Here is a 23,559-nt window from a genome sequence, read left to right on the forward strand (position 1 = left end):
ATGAGGACCCGCCGATGACAGAGAGGGACCGCCGATCCAAGACCGGCGGTCCCCCAGGAGAGCTACTCCGCGGCGCAGCAGGTGTCAGTCGCGTTGTCCGCGCACTGCTCGTGGCTGGAACAGTCCTCGGCGCTCTCGTGCTCGTGGTGAACGTTGTGGTGATTTGTCATGGCAACCTCCAGATTGTGATGGTCGACTCGACGGCCATTCCGGGTCACGGCATGGCCGCTAATCTGCGTTTATTTCAGAGAGTAGATATCCAGTTACTCTCTGCTTACACGCCTGAGCAACCGTTCAACCTTGTGATAATCCTTGACATCGAATATCCAGGATATTTAGCATCCTGGATATGCGCATGAGTGAAGGTGTCGAGTGGGCTCTGCACTGCTGTCTCAATCTCGCCTTCCTGGAACAGGATGAGGCGGTGCCGGCCGTGAAGCTGGCCGCCTTCCACGAGCTTCCGACCGCCTATCTCACCAAGCAGCTGCAGGCGCTGGTCCGGGCTGGCATCGCGTCGTCCGTACCAGGACCTCGGGGTGGTTTCCGGCTGGCCCGCGCGCCGGAGCAGATCAGTCTGCTGGACGTGGTCGTCGCGATCGAAGGCACGGAGCAGGCGTTCCGGTGTGAGGAGATCCGGCAGCGCGGCCCGGGGGGCGGCGCGTCGGGGGGAATCCAGGTCGCGTGCACCATCGACGTCGCCATGCGCAAGGCCGAACTCGCCTGGCGGCAGGCCCTGGCCGCGCAGACGATCGCCGACATCGCGGCGACCGTCGGGCGCCGCTACCCCAGCACGCCGGTCCGTGTCCGCAACCTGCTGGCGACCGCCCCGGCTTAATCGATCATGCTCACGCCTTTCGGATGCTCAGGAGGGAGACCAGGATGTCTGATGTCCTGATTATCGGTGGCGGGTTCGCTGGAGTCTGGAGTGCGCTGGGTGCGGCGCGCCTCGCCGATCAGCGGCTCACGATCACGTTGGTCGCCCCGGGTGACGATCTGGTGATCCGCCCCCGGTTGTACGAAGCCGCCCCGGCCGCGCTGCGGGTGCCGCTGGAACGGATCCTGCAGCCCACCGGGGTGACCCGGCTGCCCGCGGTCGTCACCGCCATCGACACCGACCGGCGGTCGGTCACCGTCACCCGAGTCGACGGGCAGCCCGCCGACCTGAGCTACCGCCGGCTGATCCTGGCCAGCGGCAGCGCCCTGCGCCGCCCTGCCCTGCCCGGCCACGAGCACCTGTTCGACGTCGACACCCTCCCCAACGCGGTCGCCCTCGACAGCCACCTGCGGACACTCCCGGCTCGCCCGGCCGGATCGGGCCGGTTCACCGCCGTCGTCATCGGCTCGGGCTTCACCGGCCTGGAGGTCTCCACCGAACTCGCCGGACGGCTCCGCGCGCTCGCCGGACCCGCCGCCCACGAAGTCCGGGTGGTCCTGGTCGAACGCGCCGCCACACTCGGCCCCGAACTCGGCCCGGGACCGCGCCCGGTCATCACCGCCGCGCTGGACGAACTGGGCATCGAGATCCACCTCAACACCAGCGCGGCCTCACTCGACGCCACCCGCGTCCTGCTCACCGACGGTACGGAGATCCCCGCGCACACGGCCATCTGGACCGCGGGCATGATGGCCAGCCCGCTCACCCGCCAGATCCCCGGCAAACGGGACCACCTGGACCGGCTGCTGGTCGACAAGCACCTGCGGGCCCCCGAGGCGCCGGAGGTGTTCGTGGCCGGCGACACCGCCGCGGCGAGCGCGGACGACAGCCACCTGACCCTGCAGAGCTGCCAGCACGCGATCCCCCTCGGCCGGTACGCCGGGCACAACGCCGCCGCCGACCTGCTCGGGCTGCCCGCCCTGGAGTTCGCGCCCGCGCCGTACGTGACCTGCCTGGACCTCGGCGCGGCCGGTGCGGTGCTCACCACCGGCTGGGACCGCGCCGTGAAACTCACCGGAAGCACGGCCAAAGACCTCAAACGCACCATCGTCGAGAAGCGGATATATCCGCCCCTGGACGACCTCGAAGAGATCCTGAACGCCGGCGACCCGGAACGCGCCTGGAAGTGATCTGCGCCTCCTTCGAGGGCGGCCCCCGACCGAGGAACTGTCCGCGCTCACCGTGGACGAGATCATCGGCGGCTACTACCGCGTGAGCTGGAACGGAGGCACCCTGCTGGATTCCCGTTAGTCCTGGACCACCCGCTCGATGCTGGCGTTGAAGCGCGCCAGCCCTTCGGCGAACGCGATCAGCTCCGCCGAAGTCCAGTTCGACAGGACCTTGTCGAGCCCGTTGAGCCGGCAGGCGCGCTCCTCCTCGACCCGGCGCAGCCCCTCCTCGGTGATGCGGAGCTTTCTGGCCATGCCGCCGTCCGGATCGGGGATGCGCTCGGCCAGGCCGCCCCGGAGCAGCACGGTGGTCTGCCGGTTGACGGTGGAGGTGTCGAGGCTGAACGCGTGCGCGAGCTGGCCGATCGACATCGGTCCCTCGTCTTCGAGCCGCCGCAGCAGGATGTAGCCGCTGCGCTCCAGCCGCCGTTCCTCGGGGCCCGCGGCCGTCGCGCCCAGCTCCTTGTACCGGCCGATCAGCATGAACCCACGCTCGATTTCGGCGATTTCGGCGCGCATGTAACCCTCCGATCGGGGGGTCAGGTACCCCTCCATCAGGCAATATGTATGATGCACATTATATGCACAATGCACAAAGCCTGGAGAACGCATGAGCCCCTCGCACGCCGCACCGCGCACGGGATCCATCATCGGCGTGCTGGCGGCGGCGGGCATCACCGTCTCGCTGATGCAGACGCTGATCGTGCCGCTGATCTCCACCCTGCCGATCCTGCTGCACACCTCCGCCGCCAACGCCTCGTGGGCGATCACCGCCACCCTGCTGGCCGGCGCGGTCGCCACCCCCGTGGCCGGTCGCCTCGGCGACCTGTACGGCAAACGCCGCATCCTGGTCGCCAGCGCCCTCCTGCTCGCCATCGGCTCCCTGGTCTGCGCGCCCGCCAACTCACTCACCCCGATGATCATCGGCCGTGCCCTCCAAGGCTTCGGCCTGGGCGTGATCCCACTGGGGATCGCCATCATGCGCGACATCCTGCCCCCGCGGCGCCTCGGCTCGGCCATCGCCCTGATGAGCTCCTCACTCGGCGTCGGCGGCGCGCTCGGCCTGCCCGCCGCCGCGATCATCGCCCAGAACGTGAGCTGGCACGCCCTGTTCTGGGGCTCGGCCGGCCTGGGCCTGGTGCTGAGCGTCCTGATCCTGGTCATCGTGCCGGAATCCCCGGTCACCTCGCCCGGCAGGTTCGACTTCGTCGGCGCGATCGGCCTGTCGGCCGGCCTGCTGCTGCTCCTGCTGCCCGTCTCCAAGGGCAGTGACTGGGGCTGGACGAGCGGCACCACGCTCGGCATGTTCGGCGCCTCGGCCGTGATCCTGCTGGTGTGGGGGTGGTGGGAGCTGCGGGTGGCCGCGCCCCTGATCGACCTGCGCACCAGCGCGCGCCGTCAGGTGCTGATGACCAACCTGGCCTCCGTCGTCATCGGTTTCGCCATGTACGCGATGTCGCTGATCGCCCCCCAGCTCCTGCAACTGCCCGCCGCCACCGGATACGGGCTGGGCCAGACGATGGTCCAGGCCGGCCTGTGGATGGCGCCGGCCGGCCTGGTCATGATGGCGATCTCCCCGCTGGCCGCCCGCCTGTCCTCGACCCGGGGCCCCAAGACCTCGCTGCTGCTCGGCGCGCTCATCATCGCCTCCGGCTATGGCCTGGCCCTGGCCCTGATGGACAACGCCTGGGGCGTCCTGATCTTCTCCGCCGTGATCAGCGGCGGCATCGGCTTCGCGTACGCGGCCATGCCCACTCTCATCATGAGCGCCGTGCCGCAGACCGAGACGGCCGCCGCCAACGGCCTGAACAGCCTGATGCGCGCGATCGGCACCTCCAGCGCCAGCGCCGTGCTCGGCGCGATCCTGGGCAACATGACCGTCAAACTCGGTCCGGTGACCGTGCCCTCCCAGGACGGATTCCGGGCCGGCTTCTTCATCGGCGGCGGCGTCGCCCTGCTCGCGGCCCTCGTCGTCCTCACCATCCCCGGCCGCCGCCGGGCCGGCGCCCACCGCGTGATCGACGTCCGCGCCGACCTGGTCCGGGTCTAAAGGCCGGGGCAAATCCTGATGGGCGGCCCCAGACCAGGAGGTCCCTGAAGTCCCTGAACGCCGGAATTTACCTTTCGCGAGGCGACTACCCACGGTTGGCACCTAGGTGCGGATGTCACTTACCTGCGCTGTGACGGCCTGGCTATACCAGGAACAGCCACGTACGCCGGGTGTGGCATGAGCCTGCGAAAGGGGCGGTCGTGGCTGTGGAGTTCCAGGCGGCCCAGGCGGTCGCCGACGCGATTCTGTACGAGGGCTACCTGCTGTACCCCTACCGCCGCTCGTCGGCGAAGAACCGGGTGCGCTGGCAGTTCGGCGTGCTCCTGCCCGAACCCTGGGCGGCGAAGAATCTGACCGATCCGGGCACGAGCGTGGCGGGTTCGGCCGAATCGTGGTGGCAGCAGACCGAATGCCTGTTCGCGGCGCTGCCGACGGACGTCGTGCACTGCCGGCTCCGCTTCCTGCACCTGCGCCGCCGATCGGTGGAGGAACTCGGTCCCGACGGGATATACCGCGAGGTCGACCGGGTCGACGTGGGCGCCCGGACCGCGCTGAGCTTCGACGAGGCCGTCCCGCACGAGTTCGACGCCCAACTCCCGATCGGCGAACTCCTGGCCGGCGAACGCCGGTTCGACGTGTGGCTGCCGGCCTCCGAAGACGTGGAACCACTCGCCGGGGTCGGGCGGGTACGGCGGGAGGGATGGCCGCTGCGGGCCTCGCTCACCCTGTCGATGGCCACCTGCGACGCCCCGCTGTACCGGCTACGCGCGCGCGTCGAGAACACCGGCGACGTCCCGGGCCCGGAAGCGACCAGGGACGAGGCGCTCCGGCACGCCCTGCTCTCCACCCACCTGCTGCTGGCCGTCCCCGGCGGCTCCTTCGTCTCACTCCTGGACCCGCCGGACTGGGCCGAGAACTCCGCCCGCGCCTGCGCGAACGTGCGCACCTTCCCGGTCCTGGCCGGCGACGGCGTGGTCCTGTCCTCACCGATCCTGCTCTACGACCACCCGCGCGTCGCCCCGGAAAGCCCCGGCGACCTGCACGACTCGGCCGAGATCGACGAGATCCTGTCACTGCGCACCCTGACGCTGACCGACGCCGAGAAGCGGGAGGCCCGCGCCACCGACCCGCGGGCCGCCGCCATCCTCGACCGCGTCGAGGCGATGCCGCCGGAGACGATGGCGCGCCTGCACGGCAGGGCCGAGGTCCCCTGGTGGAACCCCGAGGCGGACGCCGCCGTCGCGCCAGAGACCAACACCGTCATGGTCGGCGGCACCCCCGTACGGCGCGGCAGCCGGGTCCGGCTCCGTCCCCGCCTGCGCGGCACCGACCCCCAGGACATGTTCCTCGACGGCAGGACCGCCCGAGTCGAAGGCGTCCTGCTGGACGTGGACGGCTCCCACCACCTCGCCGTGATCCTGGAGGACGACCCTGGCGCCGACCTGCACCAGTGGTACGGCCGCTTCCGCTACTTCGCCCCCGACGAGACCGAAGCCCTGGGGGAACCGGAATGAGCCGGGTCCTCGTGGCCGGCATCGGCAACATCTTCCTCGGCGACGACGGCTTCGGCGTCGAGGTCGTCAACCGCCTGGACCCGGCCGCCCTGCCCGCGACCGTGGACGTCGTCGACTACGGCATCCGCGGCGTGCACCTGGCCTACGAACTGCTCGACGGACGCCACCACACGTTGATCATGGTGGACGCCATGCCGGTCGACGGGCCGCCGGGCACGCTGGCCGTCGTCGAAGTGGACGTCGACGGGCCGGGCGACGAGGGTCCGATGCCGGTGAACGGGCACGGCATGCACCCTCAGGCCGTGCTCGACCTGCTGCGCGGGCTCGGCGGCGAGGTGCGGCGGGTGCTGGTCGTGGGCTGCGCGCCCGCGGCCATCGACGAACTCATGGGCCTGACCGCTCCGGTCGCCGCCGTCGTCGAGGACGCGGTCCGGCTGGTGACGGAGCTGGCTTGCCAGGTGGCGGCGGACCTCGCCGTACCAGGAACCGGACAAGCGGATACGGAGTGTGCCGATGCATGAGACAGGGTTGTCCGACGCGATCGTCCAGGCGGTGCTGGATCGGGCCGACGGGCGGAAGGTCACCGCGGTCCGGGTCAGGGTCGGCGGTCACATCGGCGGGCACGAGGTCGATCCGCACGTCATCGACCAGGGTTTCCGGGTGGCCGCGGCCGGCACGCCGGCGCAGGACGCCGACGTCGAGGTGGTGATCGAGCCGCTGGCGGTGCGCTGCCGGGACTGCGGCGTCCAGGGCGCCGCGCTCGACGCGCCCGCGCTGGCCGCCTGCCCGTGCTGCGGCGGCGTCGACATCGAGGTCGTCGGCGGGGCCGACGTCCAGCTGGAGGAGATCACTTTCGGCGGAGGTGTGTGACATGACCGACCCGTCCACCGGTTACGACGAGATGCACATCCTGTGGATCTCGGAGGGGTTGAGCTGCGACGGCGACACGGTCTCCGTGACGGCGGCCTCCCAGCCCGCGATCGAAGACGTGGTCAACGGGCTCGTCCCGGGGTTGCCCAAGGTGCACCTGCACAACAAGGTGCTCTCGCCCAGCCTCGGCGGGGAGGACTTCCTGGCGCCGTACCGGGCGGCCGCGCGGGGGGAGCTCGAACCGTTCATCTTCGTGATGGAGGGCTCGATCCCGAACGAGAAGATCAACGGGGACGGTTACTGGACGTCGTTCGGCAACGACCCGGCGACCGGTGAGCCGACGCCGGTGAACACCTGGATCGATCTGCTGGCGCCCAGGGCCTGGGCGGTGGTGGCCATCGGGACCTGCGCGGCGTACGGCGGCATCCACGCCATGGCGGGCAACCCGACCGGAGCCATGGGCCTGGCCGACTACCTGGGCTGGGACTTCCGGTCGGCCGGCGGCCTGCCGATCGTCAACATCCCCGGCTGCCCGGTCCAGCCGGACAACTTCATGGAGACCCTGACCTGGGTGCTCTACCACGCGGCCGGCAGCGCCCCGCCGCCCCCGCTGGACGAGATGCTGCGCCCGCAGTGGCTGTTCGGCAGGACCGTCCACGAGGGCTGCGACCGCGGCGCCTACTACGAGCAGGGCGACTTCGCGCGCGACTACAACTCGCCCAAATGCCAGGTGAAGGTGGGCTGCTGGGGCCCGGTCGTCAACTGCAACGTGCCCAAACGCGGCTGGATGGGCGGGGTCGGCGGCTGCCCGAACGTGGGCGGCATCTGCATCGCCTGCACCATGCCGGGCTTCCCCGACAAGTTCATGCCGTTCATGGACATGCCGCCGGGCGGCAGCCTCTCCTCACTGATGATCAGGCCGTACGGCGCCTTCGTCCGGCGGATGCGTGGCATCACCAACCGCACGGTCAACAAAGAGCCCCGATGGCGGCACAACCGCGACGCGCTGACCAGCGGATTCGATCCGCACTGGCGTCCTTAGCGGACACGAGAGCGGACACGAGAGCAGACACGAGACTAGGAGCACGGGGATGGCCATGGACCAGCAGGAAGGCGTCGAGGAGGTCGAGCGCCTCGTCGAGATGTCGTGGGATCCGATCACGCGCATCATCGGGAACCTCGGCATCTACACGAAGATCGACTTCGCGAACCAGCGGGTCGCGGAGTGCCACAGCACGTCCTCGCTGTTCCGTGGCTACTCGGTGTTCATGAAGGGCAAGGATCCGCGCGACGCCGGGTTCATCACCAGCCGGATCTGCGGCATCTGCGGCGACAACCACACCACCTGCTCGGTGTACGCCCAGAACATGGCCTACGGCATCAAGACCCCCAAACTCGCGGAGTGGATCATCAATCTCGGCGAGGCGGCCGAGTACATGTTCGACCACACCCTCTTCCAGGACAACCTGGTCTTCGTCGACTTCTGCGAGGCGATGGTCAAGAGCACCAACCCGAGCCTGCTCCGCCGCGCCAAGACCACCGAGGCGCCGAACGCCGCCATCCACGGCAAACGCACCATCGCCGACATCATGGAGGCGTTCAACCCGTTCGAGGGCGACATCTACAAGGAAGCGCTCAGGGTCAGCCGTACCACCAGGGAGATGTTCTGCCTGATGGAGGGCAGGCACGTGCACCCGTCGACCGTCTACCCGGGCGGCGTCGGCACGATGCCCAGCCCGACGGTCTTCACCGACTACCTGTCCCGCCTGCTCGGCATCATCGACTTCTTCAAGAAGGCCGTCGCGCTCAACGACGACGTCTTCGACTTCTTCTACGAGGCGCTGCCCGGGTATGAGGAGGTGGGCCGGCGGCGGATCCTGCTGGGCTGCTGGGGCGGGTTCCAGGATCCCGAAGTGGTCGACTACCGCTACGAGACGATGAACGACTGGGGCAAGGCGATGTACGTCACCCCCGGCGTGATCGTGGACGGTGAGCTGATCACCACCAATCTGGTGGACATCAACCTGGGCATCCGCATCCTGCTGGGGAGTTCGTTCTACGACGACTGGGCGCACGAGGAGCCGTTCGTCACCCGGGATCCGCTCGGCAACCCGATCGACATGCGGCACCCGTGGAACCAGACCACCCTGCCGGCCCCGCAGAAACGCGACTTCAAGGGCAACTACAGCTGGGTGATGAGCCCGCGCTGGCTGGACCCGCGGACCGGCGACCACCTGGCGCTCGACACCGGCGGCGGCCCGTTCGCCCGGCTGTACACCACGGCGCTGGCCGGCCTGGTGGACACCCCGTACGTCAAGTCGACCGGTTCTTCCGTGCAGATCTCGCTGCCGAAGGGCGACCAGCTGCCGGAGACCGTGCTGGAGTGGCGGATCCCGCAGTGGTCCAACGCCATCGAGCGGAACCGGGCCCGGGTGTACTTCGTGGCCTACTCGGCCGCGATGGCCGTGTACTTCATCGAGCAGGCGCTGGCCCGGGTCCGCGGCGGCGACACCAAGGTCTTCCAGGACTTCGACGTGCCGGACGAGGCGATCGGCGTCGGCTTCCACGAGGCGGTCCGCGGCGTGCTCTCGCACCACCTGGTCATCAGGGACGGCAAGATCGCCAACTACCATCCGTACCCGCCGACGCCGTGGAACGCCAGCCCGCGCGACGAGTTCGGCACGCCGGGGCCGTACGAGGACTCCGTCCAGGGCATGCCGATCTTCGAGGAGAACGGGCCTGACGACTTCAAGGGCGTCGACATCATGCGCGCGGTTCGTAGTTTCGATCCGTGCCTGCCCTGCGGCGTGCACATTTATCTCGGCAAGGGCCGCACGCTGAAGAAGCTGCACTCGCCCATGTTCGGGGCCAGCCATGGCTGACCGGCTCGACGACCGGACCGTGTCCGTACGGCTGGAGGTGCTGGAGGAGCTGCTCACGGAGCTGGAGGCCGCGCCGGTCGGCGAGACGGCGCTCGACGCGGTCGCCCTGCTGGCCGAGGTGTACGGCGAGGCGCTCGCCCGCGTGATGGAGCGGGCGGAGCCGTACCCCGAACTGCGCGGTTCGCTGGCCGGGGACGTGCTGCTGGCGCACCTGCTCGCCCTGCACGGGTTCCGCGCTGCCGAGGAGAGCGGGAAGACGTTCATCCCGGTCGACGCGCTGCTGCGCAGGCCGACATGACGCGCGGCGGGCTCGATCGCGTGATCAACAGGACGGTGGTCCGCACCCGGCAGGCGCCCGAGCCGTGCGAGCTGTGCGGCGCTCCGCTGCGCGCCGCGCACGACCACATCCTGGAGGAGCACCGCGAGGAGCAGTTGCTGTGCGCCTGCCGCCCGTGCGCGCTGCTGTTCGAGCGCGGCGCGGCCAGCCTCGGCCGTTTCCAGCTGGTCCCCGACCGCCGCGTCCGGCTCACCGGGCCGCCACTGGCCGACCTCGGCGTCCCCGTGGGACTGGCGTTCTTCGTCCGCAAGCCCGACGGCCCGGTGGTGGCGCACTACCCGAGCCCGGTCGGCGCGACCCGCTGGGACCTGGACGCCGCCACCTGGGCCCGCCTCACCACCGAGTACGAGCAGCTCAGCTCGATGCGACCGGCGGTGGAGGCGTTCCTGGTGGCAGTCGTCCGCGGCATGGACGAACGGTGGCTGGTCCCCATCGACGACTGCCACCGGCTGGTCGCGCTGGTACGCGGCGAGTGGAAGGGCATGTCCGGAGGACAGCAGCTCTGGACGCGAATCGCACGTTTCTTCGCCGAACTGTCCGCACGAGAGGAAAAGGGAGGACGACATGGCTCGGATCAAGGTGGGCAAACCCGACGTGGCGCCTGACACGACCTCGCACGTCAAGGGCGTACGGCAGGGGAACCAGCGGCGGACCTACCGCTGGCAGGCCGGACATCACAAGGACGGGACCGCCGACGCGCGGCGGTCGACGGGGGTGCGGCCCAAGAGGGAGAACCCGATTCTGGCGGTCATGCCGAACCTGCCGCCGGGCTGAGAGGAGGTGACGTGACATGCGGCGACGCAAGAAGACGCTGGCCCTGCTCGCCGGGGCCGCGCTGCTGGTGCTGTTCTGGCGGGAACTTCCCGCGCTGAAGCGCTACATCAAGATCACACGAATGTGAAAGGGCGGCAGTACCGATGTGCCTGGGCATTCCCGGCGAGATCATTGAACTCCTCCCCGGACAGACCGACTTGGCCACCGTCGACGTCGTCGGCGTCCGGCGGGCCATCCACATCGGCCTGCTCGGTGAGGAGGGGGTTCGCCCAGGCGACTGGGTGCTGGTCCATGTGGGCTTCGCCATGTCCAAGATCGACGAGGCGGAGGCGGCGGCCACGCTGGCCCTGCTGACCGGTCTCGGCGCGGCGTACACCGACGAGCTGGACGCGCTCGCCGAGTCGGATATCACGTGAAGGGCGGACATGCGGTTCATCGATGAGTACCGCGACGCGGGCAAGGCCCGGCGGCTGGCGGCGCAGATCCGGGAGCTGTGCGAACCGGGCCGGCAGTACACGTTCATGGAGGTGTGCGGCGGGCACACGCACACCATTTACAAGCACGGGCTGGAGGACTACCTGCCGGAGGCCGTGACGCTGGTGCACGGCCCCGGGTGCCCGGTGTGCGTGATCCCGATGGGGCGGGTGGACGACGCCATCGCCATCGCGCGGCAGCCGGGGGTGATCATGACGTCGTTCGGCGACATGATGCGGGTGCCCGGGGGGCAGGGGTCGTTCCTGGATGCGAAGGCCGCCGGGGCGGACATCCGGATGGTGTACTCGCCGCTGGACGCGTTGAAGATCGCCCGGACGAATCCGGATCGGACGGTGGTGTTCATGGCCATCGGGTTCGAGACGACCGCGCCGTCGACCGCGATGACCGTGCTACGGGCCGCGGCGGAAGGGCTCGCGAATTTCTTCGTGTTCTGCAATCACGTGACGATCATTCCGGCTATCAAGGCGATTCTGGATTCGCCTGACCAGCGGCTGGATGGGTTCATCGGGCCTGGTCACGTGTCGACGGTGATCGGGTGCCGGCCTTATGAGTTCATCGCGAGCGGGTACGGCAAGCCGTTGGTGTGCGCCGGGTTCGAGCCTCTGGATGTGCTGCAGTCGGTTCATATGTTGCTGCGGCAGCTCGCGGAGGGGCGGGCGGAGGTGGAGAACCAGTACACGCGGGTGGTGCCCTGGGAGGGGAACCGGAAAGCGCTTGAGGTGATTTCGCAGGTGATGGAGGTGCGGCCGTATTTCGAGTGGCGGGGGCTGGGGTTCATTTCGCAGTCGGCGTTGCGGATGCGGGAGGCGTACGCGGCTCATGACGCGGAAAGGCTCTTCGAGGTGCCCGGGGTGCGGGTGGCCGATCCGAAGGCGTGCCAGTGCGGGGAGGTGCTCAAGGGGGTGCTGAAACCGTGGGAATGCAAGGTGTTCGGGACGGCGTGCACGCCTGAGACGCCGATCGGGACGTGCATGGTCTCGTCGGAGGGGGCTTGCGCCGCGTATTACAACTTCGGCCGGTTCACCCGTCAGCGCATCAAGGAGACAAGCACCACATGACCGCCGAACACACTGCGGAATGGGTTGAGCGTGCCATCGCTCAGGCCGAGCCCGGATCCGCGCACCCCTCTCGGGAGCTCCAGGTGCTGGAGCGGATCGAACGTGCCCGGCGTCGCAAACCGAAGGTCAGGGAAGAGCTGATCACCCTGGCTCACGGTGCGGGCGGCAAGGCGACGCGGACGCTGGTCGAGGCCGTTTTCCTGGAGGCCTTCCGTAACCCGGTGCTCGAATCGCTGGATGACGGCGCCGCGCTCGACGTCAACGGCAGCCGGATGGTCTTCACCACCGACTCCTTCGTGGTGTCCCCGCTGTTCTTCCCCGGCGGCGACATCGGCGACCTCGCGGTGAACGGCACCGTCAACGACCTGGCGGTCTGCGGTGCCCGCCCGCTGTACCTGTCGGCGGCGTTCATCCTGGAGGAGGGCTTCCCCGTCGCCGACCTGCGCCGGATCACCGACTCCATGGCGGCCGCCGCCGCCCGCGCGGGCGTCCACGTGGTGACCGGCGACACCAAGGTCGTTCAGCGCGGCAAGGGCGACGGCTGCTACGTGACCACCGCCGGAGTCGGCGTGCTGGACCGAAAGATCACACTCGGCCCCTCGACGGTACGCCCCGGGGACGCCGTGATCGTGTCCGGCCCGATCGGCGAGCACGGCATCACCATCATGATCGCCCGAGGCGAACTGGACATCGCCGCCGACGTCACCTCCGACACCGCGTCCATACACGACCTCGTCGCGACCCTCCTCGACACCGCCCCCGTACGCATGCTGCGCGACGCCACCCGCGGCGGGGTAGCCACCGTCCTCAACGAGATCGCCGAAGCCGCCCAGCTGGCGATCATGGTCGACGAACCGGCGATCCCGATCCGTCCCGTCGTGAACGGCGCCTGCGAACTCCTCGGCCTGGACCCGCTGTACGTCGCGTGCGAGGGCAGATTCGTCGCCGTAGTGGACGGCGCCCACGCGGAAGCCGCCGTCGACGCCCTGCGCAGGCATCCACTCGGCGAGGCCGCCGCCATCGTCGGAACGGTCGAGGCCGACCCAGCCGGACTCGTCCTCCTCAAAACCGTGTTCGGCGGCACGAGAATCGTGGACGTGCTGGTGGGCGACCCGCTACCACGCATCTGCTGACCGGTCGCGGGCGGCTGCGATCACTGCTTGGCCCAGTGAGATGCCGCCGTCGCCCGGCGGGACTCGGGAGTGGACGAGGACTCGGAAGTCGTTCTGTTCCAGGCCGGACACGATCAGTTCCAGGAGGACGATGTTCTGGAAGACGCCGCCGGAGAGGGCGACTGTGCGCAGACCGGTTCTTTCGCGGAGGGAGTGGACCGCGCGGACGACTGCGGTGGCCAGGCCGTTGTGGAATCGGGCGGCGATGCGTTCTACGGCTATTCCGGCGATCATGTCCTCGGCGGCGGCTCTGACGAGGTCGCTTGCGGCGATGGTGAGCGTTTCGCCCTCGGTCAGTCGTACTGGGTAGGCGTGGGATTCGTTTGGGTCCACTCGGGCTTCGAGTTCGGCGGCGGCCTGGCCTTCGTAGCTGACGATGTCGCGGATTCCGGTGATTGCGGAGACGGCGTCGAACAGGCGGCCGGCGCTGGAGGTGAGTGGGGAGTTCGTGCCGGTTTGGGCCATGGAGACGATGGCTGGCCATTGGTCGCGGTGTCTGCGTATGAGCGGTAGTTCGTCGCCGTAGGTTCCGGTGAGGTGGGCTGCGGCCATTCGCCACGGTTGGCGGATGGCTGCCGTGCCGCCGGGCATGGGTACCGGTTCCAGGTGGCCGGCCCGGTGGAAGGTCGTGAGATCGGCGATGAGTAGTTCGCCGCCCCAGAGCGTGCCGTCCTCGCCGTAGCCGAGTCCGTCGAACGCCACGCCGATCACTGGGCCGGCGTATCCGTTGTCGGCCAGGCAGGAGGCGATGTGGGCGTGATGGTGCTGGACCGCCACCAGTTCGACTTCGGGCAGGTCGCGGGCGTACTTCGTGGAGAGGTAGTCCGGATGCAGGTCGTGGGCGACCACGGCTGGGCGTACCCCGAACAGGCGGCAGAAGTGGTCGATGCCTTCGGCGTATGACCGTAGGGTCTCGTAGTTTTCCAGGTCGCCGATGTGGTGGGACAGGAACGCCTGGACGCCCTTGGCCACGCAGAAGGTGTTCTTCAGTTCGGCTCCGCAGGCGAGTACTGGCCGGGGGAACGGCCACGGCACGGTCACCGGAGCCGGCACGTAGCCACGGGAACGGCGGATGGGGAGTTCCCGGCCGCGGAAGACGCGGACCAGGGAGTCGTCGGCGCGGATGTGGATTCGCCGGTCGTGCAGGAGGAACCCGTCGGCGACGGCCGAAAGTCGCCGAAGGGCCTCCTGGTCCTCGACCTCGATGGGAGAGTTCGAGAGATTCCCGCTGGTCAGTACGAACGGCTGGGCGAGCTGTCCGGCGAGCAGATGGTGCAGCGGCGTGTGCGGCAGCATCACCCCCAGGTCACGGCTCCCGGGCGCAACCGCCTCCGCCACCTTGGAGTTGCCGTGCCGGGGCGCCAGCACGATAGGGCGGCTCATGCCGGTTAGCAGCCGTTCCGCCGCTGGTTCGAGCCGGACCAGCGCATGAGCCCCCACCAGATCGGGAGCCATCACCGCGAAGGGCCGGTCCTCCCGGCGCTTCCGGTCACGCAGCCTGGCCACCGCGTCCGCCTGATCAGCGAGAACGGCGAGGTGATAGCCGCCAAGCCCCTTGACCGCCAAGATCCGACCCTGACGAAGCCACGCCGCCGCCGTCGTGACCGGATCTCCTGGTACGGGCAGGCCGTCCGCCCCCACCATCCGCAGCGCCGGCCCACACCCCGGGCAACAGACCGGCTGCGCGTGGAACCGCCGATCCCCCGGATCGCGATATTCAACCTCACACGCCGCGCACATGACGAAGTCAGCCATCGTGGTGGCATGCCGGTCGTACGGGATACCGGTGACGATGGTGAACCTCGGCCCGCAATTCGTGCAGTTGGCGAACGGATGGCCGTAGCGCCGGCAAGCGGGATCGGTGAGCTCGGCCAGACAGTCCCCGCAGGTCGCCGTATCCGGCGCGACCAACGCCTCCCGGAGGGCACCGCCCGCACTGCGCACGATACGAAACCCCACCTCCCCGATCGGCTCCGTCACCTCGACGGTCACCGACTCGACCACCGCCAGCGGCGGCGCCTGTCCCGCCAGACCGGCCACGAACCCATCCAGCGCCGGACGCCGTCCCTCCGCCTCGATGAACACACCCCCGGAGTCGTTCCCGACGAACCCCGCCACGCCGTACACACCAGCGAGACGGCACACGAACGGACGAAACCCCACCCCCTGCACCAGCCCATGGACCCGGATCCGTCTCCGCCCACGCTCAGCCACCGGTGTCAAAGCCTGCCGCTCAACGCCCGCTGGGTGAGCTCCCAAAGCACGTGATAGAGCGTGATCTGCGCCTCCTGAATCCGATGCACCGACGCGGACGGCACAACGAACAGATGCTCAACCCGCCCATCCTGCGCCATCTTCCCGCCGTCATAACCGACCAGCCCAACCGTGACCATGCCCCGCCGCCGCGCCTCATCCATGGCATTGAGCACATTGACCGACCCGCCACTGGTCGACAACCCCACCGCGACATCACTCGCCCGCCCGAGCGCAGCAACCTGCCGAGCAAACACCAAATCAAAGCCAACATCATTGGACAAAGCCGTCAACACAGCCACATCCTGCGCAAGCGCAATAGCCCCAACCGCCCGCGCTACCGGCGCTTCCCCAACCAGATATGTCGGCACCGGTGGTTGTCCGATGGGCCGCGTCGGCACCGATGGTTCGCCGACCAGATGGGTCGGCGTTGGTGGTTGCGCGGATGGATGCCCTGGCACCGGAGGATGGGCGGCCGGGTGTGCCAGTGGTGGGGGATTGGCGAATGTCTGTGCGAGGTCCTGGGCGTCTGTGCTGCTGCCGCCGTTGCCGAAGGCGAACAGTCGGCCGCCGCGGTCGAAGGTTTTGGCCATTGCTCGGGCGCAGGTGATTAGACGTTGACCGTGCAGGGCGGCGAGTGACTGACGTAGGGCGACGGTCTCGGCGATCTTCTCCTGTGTGGAGCGGCGGAGCTGTGACAGGACGTCGTCGGGGTCGGCGGAGGTGGCGTACAGGAAGGGGTAGAGGGCTTCCAAGCCGCCGGGTTCACTTGTCGCGGTCATGGTTTTGTCCTCGGGTGACGGCGATGGCTTCCTTGGCGTGCACGAGCACGATGTCGCCAGGCTGGGCGTCGACCAGGGCCACGCTGATCTCTTCGGGGCCGGATTCGGTCTCGACTACGGCGAGTCCGTCGTCCAGCAGGCGCAGGACACGTACTGGGATGGCTACGTCTGAGCACGTCACGCAGACGTCATGGCAGTCGTCTCCGGTCATCGCGCGGCCTCCGGCTGCTCGAAGAAGACGTGCACCAACTCCCAGAGGAGGTGATAGATCGTCATATGGACCTCCTTGACGACGAGCGGGTCGTCGGACCGCGCGACCAGCAGGTGATCTGCGACGTCCCCGAACGGAGCTTCGCTCCCGCCGACGAGGGCGACGGTGAGCAGCCCCAGTTCGCGTGCGGTCTCCAGACCACGCAGCACGCTGGCGCATCCGCCGTCGGTCGAGAAGCCGACAGCGATGTCACCCGGGGAGGCCAGCAATCGGAGCTGACCGGCGAAGATGCCGTCCAGCCCGTCGGTTCTGGCGATACCCGTCAGGATCGCGGCGTCGTTGGTCAGCGAGATGGCGGGAAGAGCTCGTTTGCCGACGATGACCGGGTGAACGAACTCGACGGCGACATGCTGGGCGTCGGTCGCGGAGCCCCCGTTGCCGAACACGATCAGCTTTCCGCCCTGCTGGAACCGTGCCGCCATGTCCTGGCAGGCACGCAGAATCCGATCCGTCTCCTCGGCCAGCGCACCTCCTGGGCCTACCCGCCGTTCGAAGGCGGCCGACACCACTCGACTCTCGTTCACGGCCTGCTCCACTTCTCTACGGGGTGGTGAGGGAATTTCCCTACGGGGTGGTGAGGGAATGCGGGCGGGTGGCGGCCGCGATCCGCCTCCACCGGGTCAGACAGCTCTCCAGCACATGCCCGAGCTCCGTCAGCCGCGCCATCCGCGTCTCCAGAGCCGCCATCCCGGCCGTGGTGAGCTCGTACCTCCGCCGGGCGGGCCCGGTCGCCGACGCGACCCAGGTCGAGGCCAACAGCCCTTCCCGCTCAAGATTCCGCAGCACCCGGTAGATCTGACCGGGCTCCAGATCATCCGCCCCGAGAAGAGAAAGCCGCTCAATCAGGTCATATCCGTGACCAGGCCGTTCGCAGATCAGCAGCAGCAGAAAAGGATGCAACAGGCTACGGATCTCACTACCGGGCATGGCTACTCCTCGCGGGAACCACTCGTGCCCGTCGGTGACCTGCATCTACTCGGACGCTAGATCGCCCGGTGCATAGATGTACGGCTCGCGCGCGGCACTTGTGGAAGTCATCACCGACCAGCCAGCCAGAAATAGGCAGCCCACCCCGACCTTCACCAGCCCCTGGCGATCAACGCACACCCGGTTTGCCCTGCCATAGCTCGGGATTACAGCGCCCCAGGGGAGTGACGGTCGGTGGTGGATGGGGTATCCAGAGGGTGATGGACATACCGCGCCGGAGTGAGCTTGGCGGGGGTTCGGTCTGCATATCGGATCGCCCTGCTGCGTCGGGGCGTCGCGAAGATTTCGGGTGACGCCGATGCGGACGAACTGCTGGTGCCGGCTCTGGAAGGTGGCCGGGATCGAGGCGGTGAGCGGACACGCCTGAGCCGATGTCCCAAAACGATCATTGATCTGGGTGACGCGGTTCTGACGTGGCGGAGCTACGTGAGCTAGTCCGACGTTGCCGTGGCTGTGCTATACGAGCCAGTCCGGAGTGACAAGGAGTGCCACTCCGGCGGCGGACAGTCAGCCGGGTCGGAGACGCCCTACCAAGCCAAGCGGCAGAACATTTACGCCAAGCAGGGCATGTACCTCGTCGTCTACGACATCGAGGCGGCCCGCGCCGATCTCATCGATCGCGGCATCGACGTGTCGGACATGTTCCACGACGCCGGCGGAATCTTCCACCACATCGGAAACAAGCAACGGGTGAACGGCCCCGCTCCGGATCGCCGCGATTACGGTTCCTTCGCCTCATTCAGCGACCCCGACGGCAACGGATGGATGCTGCAGGAAATCAAGAACCGGGCCCCTGGCCGATGACCGAGCCGACAACCACCGCCGCGCACGCTGGGCAAATACAGCTATCGACCGAGGAGTCCTTCGGCCCGATAGTTCCGCCCTGCCGTTAGGCGTATCCGCCGAGACCTCCCTGCCTGAGACGATCGAGTAGGTTCGCACCGAAGCGTGGGAAAGCTCGCGCAGCTGGGGCGATCGTTACTGAGGAGAGGGCATCGGCAATGCAGTCGACCGAGTACGACCTCATCGTGTTAGGCGCCGGCGCGGGCGGTGAGAACGTGGCCGATCGTGCGGTGCAGGGTGGGCTGACCACGGTGCTGGTTGAGCATGAGCTTGTCGGAGGGGAGTGCTCCTACTGGGCGTGCATGCCCTCGAAGGCGCTGCTGCGGTCCGCTCAGGTGCTGCGTGCGGCCCGGCAGGTCGCCGGTGCGGGCGAGGCGGTGGTGGGTGAGCTCGATGTGCGGGCCGTACTCGCGCGGCGGGACTCGTTCACGAGTAACTGGTCCGACGAAGGCCAGGTGCGGTGGGTCGACGGTGCGGGGATTTCGCTGGCGCGCGGGCATGGTCGGATCACGGGGCCGAAGGAGGTTACGGTCACGGCCGCGGACGGTTCGACGAGCGTGCTCACGGCGCGTCATGCCGTGTCTGTGGTTACCGGGTCGGATCCGCTGATTCCCGACATTGACGGGCTGCGGGAGGCGAGCCCGTGGACCAGCCGGGAGGCGACCAGCGCCAAGAGTGTGCCGGCCAGTCTCGCGATCATCGGTGGGGGTGTCGTCGCCACCGAGATGGCGACGGCGTACGCGGGGTTCGGGACGGCGGTCACGTTGATCTCGCGTAGTGGGCTGCTCGCCGGTATGGAGCCCTTCGCGGGGGAGCTAGTCGCGAAGGCGTTGCGCGCGCAGGGGGTGACGGTTCTGCTCGACACGGAGACGACGCGCGTGACCCGTTCGGGGGATGGCGTCGTCGTGGAGACCGGGGGCGGGTCCGTGGTCACGGCTGAGGAGGTCCTGGTCGCGACGGGTCGTACGCCGCGTACGCGGGATATTGGCCTGGAAACGATTGGTCTCACCCCTGGTGACTGGCTGAAGACCGACGACACGATGCTTGTGCCTGGGTTCGACTGGCTTTACGCCGTCGGCGATGTGACGAAGCGTGCGTTGCTCACTCATCAGGTGAAATATCAGGCGCGGGCGGCGGGGGATGTCATCGCGGCGCGGGCGGCGGGCGCGCCCGTGTCGGATGCCCCGTGGGGTGTTCACGTCGCGACCGCCGACCACGCGGCCGTGCCGCAGGTGACGTTCACCGACCCGGAAGTCGCTTCCGTGGGGCTCACGGCGCAGGCCGCGCGGCAGGCGGGCTACGAGATCCGTACCGTCGACTACGAGATCGGCAATGTCGCCGGCGCGAGCGTGCACGCGGACGGGTACACCGGAACCGCCCGGATGGTGGTCGACGAGCAGCGCAAGGTCATCCTCGGCGTCACTTTCGTCGGCCCCGACGTGAGCGAGTTGCTGCAGGCGGCGACGATCGCGATCGTGGGAGAGGTCCCGCTTGACCGGCTGTGGCACGCGGTGCCCGCCTACCCCACGGTCAACGAGATCTGGCTGCGCCTCCTCGAAACATACGGACGCCCGACCACGTAACACCGCCCGAGTACCTGTCGCGTCGGATGGCCGGGATCTCCGGTTGGTCGGTGAGGTCGTGGGGAGCCTCTTCGATTTCTACGAGTTCGCGTTCAGCGTCACAACCGCCCGGTCAGCTGCCGCCGATACGTATCCGCCGTCGTCTCCGGCACCCTGGCCGGCTGTCCGGCCAGGGCCTCATCGATGGCCGTCACGAGCCGATCCGACTCCCGGCGAGCCTGCGTTCGTCGCCGGCCCAGGTCGTCACGCCATTGCCGTGCTTCCGGCCCGAGCCACACCAGCCCACCACCCATGTCGGCGTCGGCTTTCGCCAGCGCCTGCTCGACCACGTGCAGTTCGGCGAGAAGCTGGCGCCGCAACTCCAGCAGCGCCGCATGCATCGGATTCGCCGCTTCAGCCATCCCCGGGCCCCCCACTCCTGTGCGAATGCCTTCCGATCCAAGCCAGACGTTCCCACACCCCACCCGTACCACGAAAGACCGTTTCGTTATGGGGGAGCCGGGATCAGCCGCCGTGCCCGGATATCACGCCGTGCAGCCGGGCGCCGAACGCCTCTGGTTGAACACCGAATCCGCCATGGTCCCCGGGGAAGATCGCCGGAGCCGTACCCACCTGCTCGGCCACCGCGAAAGCGGCCCGGTACGGCGGTTCGCCTTCGGATGCCTCTCCGGCCGCCGCCACCACGCGCACGCCGGATTCCCTGAGCGCCGAAAAGTCGGGAACATACCTTGCGAATGGCGGCACTTCGTACCCGATGAAGAATTCCATGTTCTTCGCGAACCGCATCAGCATCGCGGCTGTCTCCGGGTCGGGCTCGCCTTCCGACAACGCGCCACCCGGCATACGCTGCTCCTCGGCCTCGCCGCCATCAGCCGATCCGCCGCCCTGCTCGGCGAAGGCCGCACCGAGCACCTGCCCTGCGGCCGTCGGCCCTTCCGAACGGAAGGTCTTCTCCACATTGTCGATGACTCCCCGCCAGTACTCGCGATCGGAGAGCAGTTCGAAGATCGGCGGCTCATGCGCGACGAGCCCGCGAACGTGTTCCGGATACCGGGCGGCCAACGCCAGTCCGACGATCGCCCCGGAACTGTTGCCGAACACATACGCCGGCTCCGTCCCCCGCACCGCCGACAGGACAAGCTGGGCATCCCGCCCATGAACCTCGATGCTCTGCGCCTCGGGCGGCCCGTTCAACGGGCTCCGCGAGTTCCCGCGCCGGTCGTAGGTCACCACCGTGTACCGGTCCGCGAGCGCCTCCGCCAGCGGCTGGTACGCGGCGGCGTCATAGACCCCACCGCAGATCAACAGCAGGACCGGCCCGCTACCCCGCACCTCGTAGTACAGCTCCGCCCCGGGAGCCTGCAGGACCGAAGACCTCATCGCGATACCTCCTGGTGAACAACCTCGTCACACCCAGGTCGGCGCCGAACCCCGATCCTCTACATGCCACGGAAAAGATCTACCAAGAGCCGTGCTACCCGGCAGAGCGGGCTACCCGCGCAGAGCGTGCTACTCGCGCAAAGCGGAAAGTGTATTCGCCCCTTAAGGACATTCACTGTGGCTCGCGGTCACATCCGTCCCACCAGGGCGACGATCATGGCGGCGACGCCATCCTTGACGACCGAGAGGACAGCGTCTTTGGCGCCTCCGGCGATCGCCGTACCCAGTGCCTTCAACCGGCTCGGCTGCGACTCGACCGCGGTGACGACCGCGGCCGGATCCGTGACGCTGCCGTCGGCGGAAACCGCGCCATCGCGGGTCAACTGGGCGACAAAGGCCCTCAGTTCGAGGACCGCGGCGTCCAACTCCCCACGGGACACCCCGCCCGACTTGTTGATGATCATGCTGCTGCTGGACCCGGTCTGCTTGTACTGCTCTCCGTACACGATGTCGCTCATGTCCACCCCTACCGATTGAAGATCATCTTGCTGTCCTGCCCGGTCTGCTTGTGCTGATCACCGAGTACGAGATCCCCGTGCACCTGGATGGTCCGCTCCTCGGTCGGCGGGTCCTCGATGGCGCCCACGATCTCGTCCTTGATCCGCTGGATCTCCTGGAGATCGGTGCCGGACAGCGCGGTGAACTGCGTGCCGGCCGTCTCGATGACCAGCGAGTACTGCTGCCGCCGCAGCATCCGATAGAGCAGCACCATCAGCAGGTACGCGATCCGCAGCCCCGCCAAAACAGCCACACCGTTGAAGGCCTGCTGCGACATCTCCCCGATCTCGAAGTCGAGATTGAGATCGGGAACAACCGTGATCCCGGCAAGGATCGCCCCGGCCAGCAGCGCGGTGCCGACGATCTGCCGGAGCGGATAGAACGTCGCGGATTTACCCACCCAAACCACCCGCAGGCTCTGCACCCGAGAGATGTTCGCCAGCGGATACACCTGGTGCCCGATCTGGACGACCCGCTTACTGATGCGGATCTGCCCGACCTTCTTCTTCGCCATGCCGTCCCTCGCCTTCGGCTGAGGTGATCAAACAACTCCACGATCACACCGATGGCGACGACTGGAGAGAGTACCCCCCTACTTAACTAGGGCCCGCAGGAGGCACACGGCATGGTCGCGGGGGCAATCTCCTCTGTCTCATCTCATGATCATCTTAATGATGGCGTCGATCCAGATCATCTCCAGGCGCATGTCGTAACGCAGGTAGGACTGCCCGCTCCGCGTCGATCGGACCGTGACCTCGTCCCCTTTGTGGACAGCCGGCGGCCCGTCCCGCATCCGCCCCAGCACCAGTTGACGCGCGTGCGGCGACAGTTCGGGGAAGATCTCCTGCGGCGGCGCGTCGACGAGTGCTCCGGTGTCGGCGTCGGTCCAGCGCACGCTCTGGGCGTCGAGCAGTCGCCGCGGCTCGTTGCGTAACTGGCGTGTCTCGGGCGTCGCGACCTTGATCTCGACCCGCGCGGGCCAGTAGATCCCGCCGGGGCCCGGCTGGCCAGGGCTGAACCGCGAGTACGTGATCACGTCCCAGAACTCGATCCACCGGCCGTTGACGAGCGTCTCGACGTTGACGCCCATGCGCGGTGGTTGCAGCACGCCCTGGGGAAGTTTGACCAGGTTTCCGACCCCGTTGATCCGCTGGGCCTGTCCGGCCATCGCCAAGTCATGGATGGGACCGCTGGCCAGGGCGCTGTAGAGGCCCAACCGGCCCGCGACCTCGGGATGATGAATGACCACCCGCTGGTTCAGGAACCCCCGAGACTGCTGTTCCAGTCCGGCCGAGGTCTGCAACCGGGCCGGGTCGTACCGGGAGAACTCCACGTGGGGCTCCCGGGCGAACCCCCAGAGCAGGGAGATCGTCTGGTCGATGGACTGCGCGCCGAGTTTCCGGGGATGGAATCCGTACTGGCCGAGGCCCATGAATCCGTCCACGAGTACGCGGTATTCCGGGAGGATCAGGACCAGTGGATCCCTGAGCCCGAAGTTCACCAATCGTCGCAGTGCGCTGCCGCCGGCCGCTGGCTCGAAAGGAAGCGGTCCCACCGGCGGGACCGGCAGGCCCAGCCCGCGTAGTTCCTCGGCGAGTTTGACCCGCTGTGGTTCGATCACCGCGGCTCGCGTATGGATCTCCGGAG

Annotated in this window: 29 protein-coding genes; 18 read left to right on the forward strand and 11 right to left on the reverse strand. The window is 68.2% G+C overall.

Translation table 11 applies throughout. The annotated features are described in order from the left end of the window. The first annotated feature begins 14 nt into the window (after positions 1-14). The 3 genes from Acor_RS16595 to Acor_RS16605 are packed head-to-tail and all read left to right on the forward strand — an operon-like array spanning position 15 to position 2,064. Complete coding sequence (locus tag Acor_RS16595; protein WP_155337559.1) at positions 15-359, forward strand: hypothetical protein; 345 nt, start codon at positions 15-17, stop codon at positions 357-359. After that, positions 356-835, forward strand: a complete 480-nt coding sequence (locus Acor_RS16600; RefSeq protein ID WP_246238688.1) for an RrF2 family transcriptional regulator — start codon at positions 356-358, stop codon at positions 833-835. Before Acor_RS16595 ends, Acor_RS16600 begins: the two co-directional genes overlap by 4 nt. Before the next feature lie 44 nt (positions 836-879). Continuing rightward, positions 880-2,064, forward strand: a complete 1,185-nt coding sequence (locus tag Acor_RS16605) for an NAD(P)/FAD-dependent oxidoreductase (RefSeq protein ID WP_155337561.1) — start codon at positions 880-882, stop codon at positions 2,062-2,064. A gap of 117 nt (positions 2,065-2,181) precedes the next feature. Here the strand turns inward: Acor_RS16605 and Acor_RS16610 are convergent, their stop codons facing one another. Beyond that, on the reverse strand, positions 2,182-2,622 hold the full coding sequence (locus Acor_RS16610) for a MarR family winged helix-turn-helix transcriptional regulator (protein WP_155337562.1): 441 nt from the start codon (positions 2,620-2,622) through the stop codon (positions 2,182-2,184). A 91-nt stretch (positions 2,623-2,713) separates the two neighbouring features. Here Acor_RS16610 and Acor_RS16615 point away from each other — a divergent pair, with 91 nt between their 5' ends. The 13 genes from Acor_RS16615 to hypE all read left to right on the forward strand — a co-directional run bounded on the left by Acor_RS16615 (position 2,714) and on the right by hypE (position 13,216). Further along, complete coding sequence (locus tag Acor_RS16615) at positions 2,714-4,153, forward strand: MFS transporter (protein ID WP_155337563.1); 1,440 nt, start codon at positions 2,714-2,716, stop codon at positions 4,151-4,153. A gap of 200 nt (positions 4,154-4,353) precedes the next feature. Continuing rightward, entirely contained in the window at positions 4,354-5,667 is a 1,314-nt protein-coding gene (locus Acor_RS16620) for a hypothetical protein (protein ID WP_155337564.1), read from the forward strand. Further along, positions 5,664-6,188, forward strand: a complete 525-nt coding sequence (locus tag Acor_RS16625; protein WP_155337565.1) for a hydrogenase maturation protease — start codon at positions 5,664-5,666, stop codon at positions 6,186-6,188. Before Acor_RS16620 ends, Acor_RS16625 begins: the two co-directional genes overlap by 4 nt. Next, complete coding sequence (locus Acor_RS16630; RefSeq protein WP_246238689.1) at positions 6,181-6,537, forward strand: hydrogenase maturation nickel metallochaperone HypA/HybF; 357 nt, start codon at positions 6,181-6,183, stop codon at positions 6,535-6,537. Before Acor_RS16625 ends, Acor_RS16630 begins: the two co-directional genes overlap by 8 nt. A 1-nt stretch (position 6,538) precedes the next feature. Then, the gene (locus Acor_RS16635; RefSeq protein ID WP_155337566.1) at positions 6,539-7,579 is read left to right on the forward strand and encodes an NADH-quinone oxidoreductase subunit B family protein; all 1,041 of its coding nucleotides are present in this window, start codon (positions 6,539-6,541) and stop codon (positions 7,577-7,579) included. A 49-nt stretch (positions 7,580-7,628) separates the two neighbouring features. Next, entirely contained in the window at positions 7,629-9,419 is a 1,791-nt protein-coding gene (locus tag Acor_RS16640) for a nickel-dependent hydrogenase large subunit (protein ID WP_155337567.1), read from the forward strand. After that, positions 9,412-9,717 (forward strand): hypothetical protein, encoded by a 306-nt coding sequence (locus tag Acor_RS16645; RefSeq protein WP_155337568.1) that lies wholly within the window; start codon positions 9,412-9,414, stop codon positions 9,715-9,717. Before Acor_RS16640 ends, Acor_RS16645 begins: the two co-directional genes overlap by 8 nt. Positions 9,718-9,737: 20 nt before the next feature. Further along, entirely contained in the window at positions 9,738-10,361 is a 624-nt protein-coding gene (locus Acor_RS16650; protein ID WP_246238690.1) for a DUF5947 family protein, read from the forward strand. Next, complete coding sequence (locus Acor_RS16655; protein ID WP_155337570.1) at positions 10,321-10,530, forward strand: hypothetical protein; 210 nt, start codon at positions 10,321-10,323, stop codon at positions 10,528-10,530. Before Acor_RS16650 ends, Acor_RS16655 begins: the two co-directional genes overlap by 41 nt. A gap of 16 nt (positions 10,531-10,546) precedes the next feature. Then, positions 10,547-10,657: a DUF6893 family small protein gene (locus Acor_RS46295; protein ID WP_422664812.1), complete on the forward strand. Its 111-nt coding sequence runs from the start codon at positions 10,547-10,549 to the stop codon at positions 10,655-10,657. 16 nt (positions 10,658-10,673) lie between these two features. Beyond that, positions 10,674-10,946, forward strand: coding sequence for a HypC/HybG/HupF family hydrogenase formation chaperone (locus Acor_RS16660; RefSeq protein WP_155337571.1), 273 nt, complete (start codon positions 10,674-10,676; stop codon positions 10,944-10,946). A 9-nt stretch (positions 10,947-10,955) separates the two neighbouring features. After that, complete coding sequence (gene hypD, locus Acor_RS16665) at positions 10,956-12,083, forward strand: hydrogenase formation protein HypD (RefSeq protein ID WP_155337572.1); 1,128 nt, start codon at positions 10,956-10,958, stop codon at positions 12,081-12,083. Then, positions 12,080-13,216, forward strand: a complete 1,137-nt coding sequence (hypE, locus tag Acor_RS16670) for a hydrogenase expression/formation protein HypE (protein ID WP_155337573.1) — start codon at positions 12,080-12,082, stop codon at positions 13,214-13,216. The genes hypD and hypE overlap by 4 nt, the downstream gene beginning before the upstream one ends. Here the strand turns inward: hypE and hypF are convergent. Genes hypF through Acor_RS16700 form a run of 5 tightly spaced genes read right to left on the reverse strand, consistent with a single transcriptional unit; the run spans position 13,199 to position 17,488 of the window. Continuing rightward, a complete protein-coding gene (hypF, locus tag Acor_RS16675) occupies positions 13,199-15,469 on the reverse strand; it encodes a carbamoyltransferase HypF (RefSeq protein WP_281353232.1) in 2,271 nt (756 codons plus the stop codon). The two genes, hypE and hypF, sit on opposite strands and share 18 nt — an antisense overlap. Before the next feature lie 5 nt (positions 15,470-15,474). After that, entirely contained in the window at positions 15,475-16,290 is an 816-nt protein-coding gene (locus Acor_RS44360) for a D-sedoheptulose-7-phosphate isomerase (protein ID WP_246238692.1), read from the reverse strand. Beyond that, positions 16,274-16,501 (reverse strand): HypC/HybG/HupF family hydrogenase formation chaperone, encoded by a 228-nt coding sequence (locus Acor_RS16690; RefSeq protein ID WP_155337575.1) that lies wholly within the window; start codon positions 16,499-16,501, stop codon positions 16,274-16,276. The genes Acor_RS44360 and Acor_RS16690 overlap by 17 nt, the downstream gene beginning before the upstream one ends. Continuing rightward, the gene (locus Acor_RS16695) at positions 16,498-17,085 is read right to left on the reverse strand and encodes a D-sedoheptulose-7-phosphate isomerase (RefSeq protein WP_155337576.1); all 588 of its coding nucleotides are present in this window, start codon (positions 17,083-17,085) and stop codon (positions 16,498-16,500) included. Before Acor_RS16695 ends, Acor_RS16690 begins: the two co-directional genes overlap by 4 nt. A 40-nt stretch (positions 17,086-17,125) precedes the next feature. After that, positions 17,126-17,488, reverse strand: a complete 363-nt coding sequence (locus tag Acor_RS16700) for a PadR family transcriptional regulator (RefSeq protein ID WP_155337577.1) — start codon at positions 17,486-17,488, stop codon at positions 17,126-17,128. A gap of 627 nt (positions 17,489-18,115) precedes the next feature. On the opposite strand from Acor_RS16700, the gene Acor_RS16705 reads away from it, so the two are divergent. Both Acor_RS16705 and Acor_RS16710 read left to right on the forward strand, forming a co-directional pair. Beyond that, positions 18,116-18,352, forward strand: coding sequence for a VOC family protein (locus tag Acor_RS16705; RefSeq protein ID WP_174876154.1), 237 nt, complete (start codon positions 18,116-18,118; stop codon positions 18,350-18,352). Between the two features lie 197 nt (positions 18,353-18,549). Beyond that, positions 18,550-19,974 carry a dihydrolipoyl dehydrogenase family protein gene (locus tag Acor_RS16710; protein ID WP_155337578.1) on the forward strand — a complete coding sequence of 475 codons (1,425 nt, stop codon included), beginning with the start codon at positions 18,550-18,552 and terminating at the stop codon, positions 19,972-19,974. A gap of 98 nt (positions 19,975-20,072) precedes the next feature. Here the strand turns inward: Acor_RS16710 and Acor_RS16715 are convergent, their stop codons facing one another. From Acor_RS16715 to Acor_RS16735, 5 genes are all read right to left on the reverse strand, one after another. After that, a complete protein-coding gene (locus Acor_RS16715; RefSeq protein ID WP_155337579.1) occupies positions 20,073-20,375 on the reverse strand; it encodes a hypothetical protein in 303 nt (100 codons plus the stop codon). A gap of 103 nt (positions 20,376-20,478) precedes the next feature. Next, on the reverse strand, positions 20,479-21,354 hold the full coding sequence (locus Acor_RS16720; RefSeq protein ID WP_155337580.1) for an alpha/beta fold hydrolase: 876 nt from the start codon (positions 21,352-21,354) through the stop codon (positions 20,479-20,481). Positions 21,355-21,542: 188 nt separating this feature from the next. Beyond that, entirely contained in the window at positions 21,543-21,872 is a 330-nt protein-coding gene (locus tag Acor_RS16725; protein WP_155337581.1) for a hypothetical protein, read from the reverse strand. Positions 21,873-21,880: 8 nt separating this feature from the next. Beyond that, on the reverse strand, positions 21,881-22,426 hold the full coding sequence (locus Acor_RS16730) for a DUF6232 family protein (protein WP_155337582.1): 546 nt from the start codon (positions 22,424-22,426) through the stop codon (positions 21,881-21,883). Positions 22,427-22,564: 138 nt separating this feature from the next. After that, complete coding sequence (locus Acor_RS16735) at positions 22,565-23,533, reverse strand: hypothetical protein (protein ID WP_155337583.1); 969 nt, start codon at positions 23,531-23,533, stop codon at positions 22,565-22,567. Positions 23,534-23,559: the final 26 nt, after the last annotated feature.

The organism is Acrocarpospora corrugata, assembly GCF_009687845.1.
GTDB classification, from domain to species: domain Bacteria; phylum Actinomycetota; class Actinomycetes; order Streptosporangiales; family Streptosporangiaceae; genus Acrocarpospora; species Acrocarpospora corrugata.

What these genes read in the sequence shown, in the direction of transcription:
- Acor_RS16595 (WP_155337559.1), top strand. Translation starts at nt 15, where the DNA reads ATGACAGAGAGGGACCGCCGATCCAAGACCGGCGGTCCCCCAGGAGAG.
- Acor_RS16600 (WP_246238688.1), top strand. Translation starts at nt 356, where the DNA reads ATGAGTGAAGGTGTCGAGTGGGCTCTGCACTGCTGTCTCAATCTCGCC.
- Acor_RS16605 (WP_155337561.1), top strand. Translation starts at nt 880, where the DNA reads ATGTCTGATGTCCTGATTATCGGTGGCGGGTTCGCTGGAGTCTGGAGT.
- Acor_RS16610 (WP_155337562.1), bottom strand. Translation starts at nt 2,622, where the DNA reads ATGCGCGCCGAAATCGCCGAAATCGAGCGTGGGTTCATGCTGATCGGC.
- Acor_RS16615 (WP_155337563.1), top strand. Translation starts at nt 2,714, where the DNA reads ATGAGCCCCTCGCACGCCGCACCGCGCACGGGATCCATCATCGGCGTG.
- Acor_RS16625 (WP_155337565.1), top strand. Translation starts at nt 5,664, where the DNA reads ATGAGCCGGGTCCTCGTGGCCGGCATCGGCAACATCTTCCTCGGCGAC.
- Acor_RS16630 (WP_246238689.1), top strand. Translation starts at nt 6,181, where the DNA reads ATGCATGAGACAGGGTTGTCCGACGCGATCGTCCAGGCGGTGCTGGAT.
- Acor_RS16635 (WP_155337566.1), top strand. Translation starts at nt 6,539, where the DNA reads ATGACCGACCCGTCCACCGGTTACGACGAGATGCACATCCTGTGGATC.
- Acor_RS16640 (WP_155337567.1), top strand. Translation starts at nt 7,629, where the DNA reads ATGGCCATGGACCAGCAGGAAGGCGTCGAGGAGGTCGAGCGCCTCGTC.
- Acor_RS16645 (WP_155337568.1), top strand. Translation starts at nt 9,412, where the DNA reads ATGGCTGACCGGCTCGACGACCGGACCGTGTCCGTACGGCTGGAGGTG.
- Acor_RS16655 (WP_155337570.1), top strand. Translation starts at nt 10,321, where the DNA reads ATGGCTCGGATCAAGGTGGGCAAACCCGACGTGGCGCCTGACACGACC.
- Acor_RS46295 (WP_422664812.1), top strand. Translation starts at nt 10,547, where the DNA reads ATGCGGCGACGCAAGAAGACGCTGGCCCTGCTCGCCGGGGCCGCGCTG.
- Acor_RS16660 (WP_155337571.1), top strand. Translation starts at nt 10,674, where the DNA reads ATGTGCCTGGGCATTCCCGGCGAGATCATTGAACTCCTCCCCGGACAG.
- hypD (WP_155337572.1), top strand. Translation starts at nt 10,956, where the DNA reads ATGCGGTTCATCGATGAGTACCGCGACGCGGGCAAGGCCCGGCGGCTG.
- hypE (WP_155337573.1), top strand. Translation starts at nt 12,080, where the DNA reads ATGACCGCCGAACACACTGCGGAATGGGTTGAGCGTGCCATCGCTCAG.
- Acor_RS44360 (WP_246238692.1), bottom strand. Translation starts at nt 16,290, where the DNA reads ATGACCGCGACAAGTGAACCCGGCGGCTTGGAAGCCCTCTACCCCTTC.
- Acor_RS16690 (WP_155337575.1), bottom strand. Translation starts at nt 16,501, where the DNA reads ATGACCGGAGACGACTGCCATGACGTCTGCGTGACGTGCTCAGACGTA.
- Acor_RS16700 (WP_155337577.1), bottom strand. Translation starts at nt 17,488, where the DNA reads ATGCCCGGTAGTGAGATCCGTAGCCTGTTGCATCCTTTTCTGCTGCTG.
- Acor_RS16705 (WP_174876154.1), top strand. Translation starts at nt 18,116, where the DNA reads ATGTACCTCGTCGTCTACGACATCGAGGCGGCCCGCGCCGATCTCATC.
- Acor_RS16710 (WP_155337578.1), top strand. Translation starts at nt 18,550, where the DNA reads ATGCAGTCGACCGAGTACGACCTCATCGTGTTAGGCGCCGGCGCGGGC.
- Acor_RS16715 (WP_155337579.1), bottom strand. Translation starts at nt 20,375, where the DNA reads ATGGCTGAAGCGGCGAATCCGATGCATGCGGCGCTGCTGGAGTTGCGG.
- Acor_RS16720 (WP_155337580.1), bottom strand. Translation starts at nt 21,354, where the DNA reads ATGAGGTCTTCGGTCCTGCAGGCTCCCGGGGCGGAGCTGTACTACGAG.
- Acor_RS16725 (WP_155337581.1), bottom strand. Translation starts at nt 21,872, where the DNA reads ATGAGCGACATCGTGTACGGAGAGCAGTACAAGCAGACCGGGTCCAGC.
- Acor_RS16730 (WP_155337582.1), bottom strand. Translation starts at nt 22,426, where the DNA reads ATGGCGAAGAAGAAGGTCGGGCAGATCCGCATCAGTAAGCGGGTCGTC.